Origin of the sequence: Brotocaccenecus cirricatena (genome assembly GCF_020687045.1) — a bacterium.
Lineage (GTDB): Bacteria > Bacillota > Clostridia > Oscillospirales > Oscillospiraceae > Vescimonas > Vescimonas cirricatena.
This window is the reverse complement of record NZ_JAJEPW010000101.1, coordinates 1-6,291: the sequence shown is the minus strand read 5'-3', so window position 1 is coordinate 6,291 and position 6,291 is coordinate 1. Positions and strand designations below refer to the sequence as shown.

The following is a 6,291-nucleotide window of genomic DNA, read 5'->3' as shown; positions in this document are numbered from 1 at the left end:
CGGGAACAGCTCAGATAAGCGGAGGCGGCCACAGCGGAGCGTCCTGCGCCCCGGCTGACCACCTTCGCTTCCAGATGGTAAATTGCCATCGTTCGTTTACCTCGTTTTCTTTTTTCTGTTTCTCTTTCGCAAAAGAGAAACTGCCCCGAAGCCGAGCTTCGGGGCATAGCCGCAAACAAAGCTGCCGGTGGCAGGTTTGCGCAGGCGGTTGGAAAATAGCGTTGGTTGAAGCGACGGTATTTGCCCAATCGCACAGACGATGACAGCAGCGCCCGCAGGTGCTGTGGCATTGTCTGGAGGCTGCCGCAGCAGCCGCAATCCCCCTCGGAGAACGCACGATGCCGCAGGCATACCACTGCCCTTTAGGGTGGTGAGTAAGTGCGCCCTTACGGGAGAAAAAAGAAGGAGGCCCCCGGTTCCGCCAGAGACCTCCCATCTGAAATTTAAGTTTGATTTCCCAGTTTTTGTGAAAGATACCCCTCCAACTCAGACAGCTCAATAGTCCGAACCTCCGGCAGCACCTTTTCCAGAACCGCGCCCTCTTGAATGAGCCTGCGCGTTCGCATCTTTCGTTCCTTGACACGATCCCGTGCCTGCGCTTCCTCCAAGCGATGCTGCGCTTGCAGCAGTTTCTTCTCTGCATCTGTCATAATAAAAACCCCTCCTTACTTTCTCCGCTGCCAGACGATCTCATACCCCAGCGCATCGGCAAGCTGAACGGCTTCAACATACCGCAGGGACTCCCGTTGGAGCTTGTTGGATAGGTTGGATACGCTGTCGGACCAGCCGTGTTCGTCCCGCAGCAGATCGACTACCTCCTGCATGGTCATTCCCTGACGGACGATGTACGATTTGATCTCATTTCTCAGATTGGATTTCATCAACTTTTTACCTCCATAATTTCGTGTAGTGTAGTTTCGTATCGGTGATGCTGGTGTGTGGGGAGATGAAAAATCTGCCATGCCGCAAATCCGCTCAGATTTCCATTCGTGATGCTCTGTTCATAACAGCACCCTACCGGCTTCATCATTCTGCGCGAGGTCATGCGGAACGGTGGGATAGGCTACATCCCGGTGTAGCGGCTTCACGCTTCGGTAAATCACCTGATGGTGCAGTGCGTTCGACCTACGGCAAAAATCTTCACGGTTTTCACAAGGATTGATTTCAGGGCTGAAAAATTGAGCCGTCTGTGTACGGCTCGGTACGGCAAAGCCGACTTCTGTACGCTGCTGTACGCCGGTTTTGCGTACCGGATGCCGATTCAGCAGCAGATTTTACACTATGCCGTGAATTGCTTCACCAAACGCATAGGCAAAACCGTATTTTGCGGATGAAGTTGAAAATAGCCGTACAGAGTGTACGGCGTGTACGGCTGTTTTGAAGTCCACTCCTCGTTTTCAATTCGGCAGCGGATTAACCACCTCGATGCCCACAAAGCCACGCACCCGCTTGCCGCCGACATGGACATTGTTGGTGGCCTCCACATTGTAAAGGCGTTCGTTCTGCGCCAGTTCGGAGCTGAGCCGGTTTGCCGACATGGGCTTCTGTGCGTTGTCATCACACCAACGGGTATAGGCTTCATAGATTGCCTTGGAACTGGCTTCACTGTCGGCCTTGAACCGGATATACCCTTCAGATTGCAGGAACTCGATCACATTGTTGCTGCTGCGCTTCACCGTTTCCATGTTTTCTCTGGCCTTGGAGCTGACTGTGAACTGATAGTTGTTCCCAATCAGCCGGTGCAGACCCTCCAGACACCAGAGAAAGATACCCTCTTTCTCCCGCAGCAGCTTATCCACCAGAAAGGGATCGTCCGCTCTGCCTGCGGGACGGTCCTTGGTGGTCAGCACGATCTGGCGACGAAAGAAGCCGTCGGACTTGTCGTGCAGGGCGGTCAGTGCACCGTTGCCAAAGCAGAGAAAGCGGACATAGAGCTGGCTCTGGTAGCTCTGAACGCCCTTGCGCTCCATGTCCATCTTACACTCGGAAGTAACGATGGACTTGATATAATTGGTCTTGGGCAGTGCACTCATGTCCATATCGTCATCTACCATCAGGAGCTTGTTTTCCAAGTCCGCACGGCTGAACCGGTTGCTCTCCACCTTCTGGATGCTGGTGGTATTCATGCTGTCACCCAACAGCGAGCGCATGACCAGTCCGATGCGGCTTTTGCCCTCGCCGCCCTTACCGATGAGCATGAGCATCTTCTGTCCCTTGGTGGTAGGCAGCAGACAGTAGCCGAGAAACTCCTGCAAGGTGGGAATATCCTCCGGTTGCAGCAACTCGGACAGGAATTGCAGCCACTTTTTCGGAGTGGGCGCGTCAGGGTTGTAGGCGACCGTCAGCCGGTTGTTGCAGTAGCTCTTGTCGGCGGTAAAGCTGCCGTCCATGAAGTACGTTCCGTTGGCAACATGGATGCGGTCGGTTTCAATGGGCAGCGGCGGCGAATACGCTTGCAGCTTGATGCTGGCAAGCAGATTCGCAACCGTCTTGGAAAGATTGGCGGTCAGCACGCCGGAGATTTCCTCCAGAATGAGATTCCCAATCTGCCCTTCATCCTCAATCAGCCCGTCCACGGTGAACAGCCGCCCACGCACACATTTCATGGGGTGCTTGTCCAAAAACTGTTGACAGAACAGCACCTCGTTGATGTGCCTGCCATCGTACCAGTCAGGCCACGCCTGCGGTGTCATATCCATCTTCCAATTCCTCCTTGTGAATTTCGTCTAATCTTCTTCGCAGCCTGTCCAGTTTGCCGTCCGCCATCTGCCGCTGCACCACTTCAGCACGTTCGTGGGAATCCCCAGCGCACAGAATATCCAAGTAGTATTCTGTCTGGTCGAGGTTGTGACAGGCTTCCGCAAACCGTGCATGAACAGGCGCGTCAGGAGATTGCGGCGCATACCGCACCTTCCAATCCCACAGCACACGGGCGTAATCCGACAGAACAGAAAAGCACAGCCGCTCGTTTTCCATGAGCTGCTGTGCTTCTGTTCGGATGCGCTTTGCGTGGAGTGCTGCTGCGCTGGGCGGCTTGTCCGGGCTGAGATGAAAATCTGCCATCAGCTTCCACGCCGCATCATAGGGCGAAAGCTGAAACAGCTTGCCCACAAAGTCGATCACATCCCCGTGTTCCCCGCAGGCAAAACAATAATAATGATCGTCCGCCACATACAGGCTGGGGTGCCGGTCGTTGTGAAAGGGGCAGAGGGCCATGCCATAATGGTTGACCTCCACGCCGTACCGCTCCGCTGCCTCCCGGCAGCTTACGCCGTATTTTACAATTTCAAAAAGATTCATTGTTCCTCCATTTCTGCGCAAAAAACGGCGGCCTGCCCATTGAGGGGCAAGCCGCCGTTTGCGTCTTATCTTATGCTGTTTTCGCTTCTTCCTCGTTCTTAGCTTCTCGCAAGGCTTTCTTCCGTGCGCCCTGCCGCTTGATCTGTGCTGCATACCGACAATCGTCACTGCAATATTTCACATCTGACCTCGTTGTGGTGAACACCTTGCCGCAGTTTTCGCAGGTACACGCCCGGCTGCGGCCCTCTGCCGCCTCCTGACGGTAGAATTTCGCACGGCAGTTGGGGCCGCAGAACAGGGTGTTCGTCCGTTTGGATGCAAATTCCTGACCGCAGCACTTACAGGTCAGCGTGAAGGGCTGACCGACAGCGTGTTCTCCAGCCTTGATTTTCTGATACCGCTCCCGGCTTTTGATGCGGTGCCGCTTGAGCTGTTCCTGCCGCTTGATTTCTCCCTCAGTCAGCTCCGGCGCGGGAAGCTCAAACTGCCCGATAAAGCGAAGGTGAATTTCTACCTCCTGCACCCGGTCGCCGTCGATACGCTCCGGGGCATGGACGATGATTTTCTCAATAAACTCGTTGATCATGGGCGTGGTCAGCTCAGAAAAATCGGTATACTTCCTTGCCAGCTCCAGAAACTGCTCCACACGGGCACTGTCCTCTGCGAAAGCGGACAGCCTTTCTTCCGCTTCTGTGACAGAAACTTGCAGCGTTTTCTGCTCGGCTTCGTAATCCGCCAGCAGACTGTCAAAGCGTTCATCGGTGATGCGTCCGACAGCAAAGGATTCATAGAGCTTTTTGATGATGGTGTCCAGTTCGGCAATGCGTTTCTTGTCCTTGCTCAGCTTCCGCTTGGCATCCTTGGCCGCTTCCGTTTGCTGGAGCTGGGAGGCGGAGCGCACCTTTTCCATGAACGCCTCCTGATTGGAAATTGCGAAGGTGCTGACCGTGCGGATGGTGTCCAGAATCAGTGTGCGCAGAGCCTTGGTACTGATATGATGTCCACAGCAAGCGGCAGACCGTTTTTGACCCGCCAATTTGTAAGTGGAGCATTCAAACACATCATAGGGATACGGCTTACTTTCTGTCCCCCTTGACCGTTGATTATACATTTTGGCTCCACAATCGGCGCAGTACAAAAGACCGGTCAGCGGATTTGCCTCACCCAACGTGTCGATGCGCTTGGGCGTCTTGCGGAGCTTTTGTACAAGCTCCCATGTTTCCCTGTCCACAATGGCCTCGTGGGTATCCTCAAAGATCAGCCAGTCCTCCCTGGGATTCTTCACGGCGTTTTTATCTTTGTAGGACTGCTTGTGAGAACGGAAATTCACCGTATGCCCCATATACTCCGGCTTGGAGAGAATCTGTCCCACGACATAGCCGCTCCAGTTATAGGGATTGGAAAATTCCTCTTTGCTTTTCCAGATGCCCTTGCCCTGTTTACCAAAGTACACGGCAGGCGTCTCCACCTTATCCTCAAAGAGAATACGGGCAATATCGTAGGGGCCTTTGCCCTCAATGGTTAATCGGAAAATACGGCGCACCACGGCGGCAGCTTCCTCGTCGATCAGCCAATGGTATTTGTTTTCCGGGTCTTTCCTGTAGCCATAGATAGCGCAGTTGGTGGTAGGCTTGCCGGATTCCCCTTTGACACGAATGGCGGTTTTCTGCTTGCGGCTCAGGTCGCGCAGATACCATTCATTCATGATGTTGAGGAAGGGGGCAAACTCGTTGCTGTTCTGGTCGTCGCTGTCCACGCTGTTGGCAATAGCGACAAAGTGAACGCCGTGCTGCCGGAAGAATACCTCCGTGTAAAATCCGGTTTGCAGATAGTCACGCCCCGCCCGGCTCATATCCTTGACGATCACATGGGCAACCCTACCTGCCTCAATGTCTGCGATAAGCTGTTTCCATGCAGGCCGCTCGAAATTGCCGCCGCTCCAGCCATCATCGGTGTAATGGCGGCAGTTGGTGTAGCCTCTCTGCTGGGCGTAGCTTTCGAGGTATCTTTTCTGATTCACGATGGAATTGCTGTCACCGGCATTGTCATCGTCACGGCTCAGCCGCTCATACAGAGCGGTAATCTTTTCCTCAGCCTGTTTCATGCGCATTCGGCGCTCCTTTCAGACTGACGGCTCATTTGTGGTGCTTCCATTATAGCATAAGTGCCGTCATTTGTAACCCCTTCATTGCGGATCATCCGCAAAATTTTATCCTCCATGGTCTCGTAGCCGCTTTCATTGAATACGACTTTGGCCTTGTAGGTGGTGCCGCCGATCCGGCGGATGATAAACTGTTCTCGTTTGTTCTGCTCCATAGGCATCCTCCTTGCGTGATTGGTTGGTTTTTGATATAATGTGTTTGGTTCCGTTGGCTGTAAGCTAACCCTGGCTTTCTGTTGGTTTTCCATGCTCCATATCCTCCTTTTCTTCGCTGATGGCTCGGAAAGTAACCCGTGTAACTTGCGCTAAGATTACTTTCTCTACTAATAGGAGAAATACGGGGTGTAAATCGGAACTGTTTTTGAAAAAAGAAAAATATTTTTTCGGGGAGGTGAAGCTGTCGTGGAACCATGGGAGGATGAGCTGCTGCTGGATGATGATTTTTCCGAGGAGGAAGAAGATGCCGAGGAGCAAATAGAGAAAACCAGTCTTGAAATGGATGCGGACGGCTTTGCCGATTGGGAGGATGCGTCGGACGGTGCGCCGGAGGACGAGACACTGGAGGAAGCGCTTGCAGAGGAACGCACGCTGGAGCTGGAAAGCGAGCTGGAGCAAGACGAGCACCCCAGAGACTACAACGCCGAGCTGGAGGACGAGGAGGAAGAAGCTGCGCCCACCAGCGAAAAACGGCTCAAACGGGAAATTCGGGCAGAGGCTCTGCGGCGGCTGGAGGAAGCAGCCCGGACGGAATCCGATTTTCTGACTGTGGTAGACGAGTGGAACAAGCTGGACAGAAATCGGGAACGCCGGGAGCGTGACCACGAAAACCT

The 6,291-nt window shown here is 53.8% G+C and carries 7 protein-coding genes and 1 pseudogene; 1 reads left to right on the top strand and 7 read right to left on the bottom strand.

Annotation, left to right across the window (positions count from 1 at the left end; translation table 11 throughout):
• The 7 genes from LKD37_RS16595 to LKD37_RS16565 all read right to left on the bottom strand — a co-directional run.
• Positions 1-248: hypothetical protein (locus LKD37_RS16595; RefSeq protein ID WP_302930194.1), on the bottom strand; the 248-nt coding region annotated here is incomplete at its 3' end.
• Between the two features lie 195 nt (positions 249-443).
• A complete protein-coding gene (locus tag LKD37_RS16590; protein WP_302930193.1) occupies positions 444-650 on the bottom strand; it encodes a DUF3847 domain-containing protein in 207 nt (68 codons plus the stop codon).
• Positions 651-665: 15 nt separating this feature from the next.
• Positions 666-881: a DUF6471 domain-containing protein gene (locus LKD37_RS16585; RefSeq protein WP_112090998.1), complete on the bottom strand. Its 216-nt coding sequence runs from the start codon at positions 879-881 to the stop codon at positions 666-668.
• A gap of 516 nt (positions 882-1,397) precedes the next feature.
• On the bottom strand, positions 1,398-2,699 hold the full coding sequence (locus LKD37_RS16580) for a DNA primase family protein (protein ID WP_302930192.1): 1,302 nt from the start codon (positions 2,697-2,699) through the stop codon (positions 1,398-1,400).
• On the bottom strand, positions 2,671-3,300 hold the full coding sequence (locus LKD37_RS16575) for a CHC2 zinc finger domain-containing protein (RefSeq protein ID WP_302930191.1): 630 nt from the start codon (positions 3,298-3,300) through the stop codon (positions 2,671-2,673). The genes LKD37_RS16580 and LKD37_RS16575 overlap by 29 nt, the downstream gene beginning before the upstream one ends.
• A 70-nt stretch (positions 3,301-3,370) precedes the next feature.
• The gene (locus LKD37_RS16570; RefSeq protein WP_302930190.1) at positions 3,371-5,410 is read right to left on the bottom strand and encodes a recombinase family protein; all 2,040 of its coding nucleotides are present in this window, start codon (positions 5,408-5,410) and stop codon (positions 3,371-3,373) included.
• On the bottom strand, positions 5,401-5,616 hold the full coding sequence (locus LKD37_RS16565) for a transposon-encoded TnpW family protein (protein WP_302930189.1): 216 nt from the start codon (positions 5,614-5,616) through the stop codon (positions 5,401-5,403). The genes LKD37_RS16570 and LKD37_RS16565 overlap by 10 nt, the downstream gene beginning before the upstream one ends.
• A gap of 247 nt (positions 5,617-5,863) precedes the next feature.
• On the opposite strand from LKD37_RS16565, the pseudogene LKD37_RS16560 reads away from it, so the two are divergent.
• A pseudogene (locus LKD37_RS16560) lies at positions 5,864-6,291 on the top strand (sigma-70 family RNA polymerase sigma factor); the annotation flags it as partial.

What these genes read in the sequence shown, in the direction of transcription:
- LKD37_RS16590 (WP_302930193.1), bottom strand. Translation starts at nt 650, where the DNA reads ATGACAGATGCAGAGAAGAAACTGCTGCAAGCGCAGCATCGCTTGGAG.
- LKD37_RS16585 (WP_112090998.1), bottom strand. Translation starts at nt 881, where the DNA reads ATGAAATCCAATCTGAGAAATGAGATCAAATCGTACATCGTCCGTCAG.
- LKD37_RS16580 (WP_302930192.1), bottom strand. Translation starts at nt 2,699, where the DNA reads ATGGATATGACACCGCAGGCGTGGCCTGACTGGTACGATGGCAGGCAC.
- LKD37_RS16575 (WP_302930191.1), bottom strand. Translation starts at nt 3,300, where the DNA reads ATGAATCTTTTTGAAATTGTAAAATACGGCGTAAGCTGCCGGGAGGCA.
- LKD37_RS16570 (WP_302930190.1), bottom strand. Translation starts at nt 5,410, where the DNA reads ATGCGCATGAAACAGGCTGAGGAAAAGATTACCGCTCTGTATGAGCGG.
- LKD37_RS16565 (WP_302930189.1), bottom strand. Translation starts at nt 5,616, where the DNA reads ATGGAGCAGAACAAACGAGAACAGTTTATCATCCGCCGGATCGGCGGC.